The organism is Comamonas sp. NyZ500, assembly GCF_016772095.1.
Lineage (GTDB): Bacteria > Pseudomonadota > Gammaproteobacteria > Burkholderiales > Burkholderiaceae_C > Comamonas > Comamonas thiooxydans.
The window spans coordinates 1-1,775 of sequence record NZ_JAEIJE010000050.1 but is presented as its reverse complement, the minus strand read 5'-3'; the positions used below and the strand labels follow the sequence as shown (position 1 = coordinate 1,775).

At 64.9% G+C, this 1,775-nt stretch carries 2 protein-coding genes; both read left to right on the top strand.

Annotated features, from left to right (window positions below; genetic code table 11):
* The coding region (locus JAO85_RS25490) for an electron transfer flavoprotein subunit beta/FixA family protein (protein ID WP_237735016.1) at positions 1-720 on the top strand (720 nt) is incomplete at its 5' end.
* Positions 721-873: 153 nt separating this feature from the next.
* On the top strand, positions 874-1,775 hold a 902-nt coding region (locus JAO85_RS25485), incomplete at its 3' end, for an electron transfer flavoprotein subunit alpha/FixB family protein (protein ID WP_202789297.1).

Genomic DNA, 1,775 nt, shown 5'->3' with positions numbered 1-1,775 from the left:
GTGGACTACAACGTCAAGGTCCGCGTGAAGTCGGACGGCACGGGTGTGGACATCGCCAACGTCAAGATGAGCATGAACCCCTTTGACGAAATCGCCGTCGAAGAAGCCGTGCGCCTGAAGGAAAAAGGCGTGGTGACCGAAGTCATCGCCGTCTCCTGCGGCGTGGCCCAGTGCCAGGAAACCCTGCGCACGGCCATGGCCATCGGTGCCGATCGCGGCATTCTGGTCGAGACCGATGTCGAGCTGCAGCCCCTGGCCGTGGCCAAGCTGCTCAAGGCCCTGGTGGACAAGGAGCAACCCGGTCTGGTCATCTGCGGCAAGCAGGCCATCGACGACGATGCCAACCAGACCGGCCAGATGCTGGCGGCCCTGGCCGATCTGCCCCAGGCCACCTTCGCCTCCAAGGTCGAAGTCGCCGGCGACAAGGTCAACGTCACCCGCGAAGTGGACGGCGGCCTCGAAACCGTGGCCCTGGCTACGCCCGCCGTCATCACCACCGACCTGCGCCTGAACGAGCCCCGCTACGTCACCTTGCCCAACATCATGAAGGCCAAGAAAAAGCAGCTGGACACCTTCAAGCCCGAAGACCTGGGCGTGGACGTGACGCCCCGCCTGAAGACCGTGAAGGTCTCCGAGCCTGCCAAGCGTGGCGCTGGCGTCAAGGTGGCCGATGTGGCCGCCCTGGTCGACAAGCTGAAAAACGAAGCGAAAGTCATCTAAGGCCCCCTGAGCCGCTTCGCGTCATCCCCGCAGGGGGACGACACCCTCGGTGCGGGGCGGCCCTTCCTCGGTGTCCCGCGCTTGAGCCGCGCCAGATTGGCCGGCTTCGGGTCATGCAGGCACCATGAAAAATTCTAGAGAAAGACGACTGAAATGACCTCTCTCGTTATTGCAGAACACGACAACGCTTCGATCAAGACCGCGACCCTGAACACCGTGACGGCCGCCAAGGCCTGCGGCGGTGATGTGCATGTGCTGGTGGTTGGCGAAGGTGCAGCCGCTGCAGCAGCCGCTGCCGCCCAGATCGCCGGTGTCTCCAAGGTCATCCATGCCGACGGCGCCAGCCTCAAGGACGGCCTGGCCGAGAACGTCGCCGCCCAGGTGCTGGCGATTGTGGGCAGTGGTGCCGGCAACTACAGCCACATCCTGTTCCCCTCGACCGCCTCGGGCAAGAACGTGGCGCCCCGCGTGGCCGCCAAGCTGGACGTGGCCCAGATCAGCGACATCACCAAGGTCGACTCCGCCGACACCTTCGAGCGCCCCATCTATGCGGGCAATGCCATTGCCACCGTGCAGTCCGCCGATGCCGTCAAGGTCATCACCGTGCGTACCACCGGCTTTGACGCAGCCGCTGCCACTGGCGGCTCGGCGGCCGTGGAAACGGCGGCAGCCGTGGCTGACAGCGGCAAGAGCGCCTTTGTGGGCCGCGAAGTGACCAAGAGCGATCGTCCCGAACTGACGGCAGCCAAGATCATCGTCTCCGGTGGCCGTGCTCTGGGCTCGGCCGAGAAGTTCACCGAAGTGATCACCCCCCTGGCCGACAAGCTGGGTGCGGCCATCGGTGCCAGCCGTGCGGCCGTTGATGCGGGCTACGCGCCCAACGACCTGCAAGTGGGCCAGACGGGAAAGATCGTGGCGCCCCAGCTGTACATTGCCTGCGGCATCTCGGGCGCGATCCAGCATCTGGCGGGCATGAAGGATTCCAAGGTGATCGTGGCGATCAACAAGGACCCCGAAGCACCGATCTTCTCGGTGGCCGATTACGGTCTGGAAGC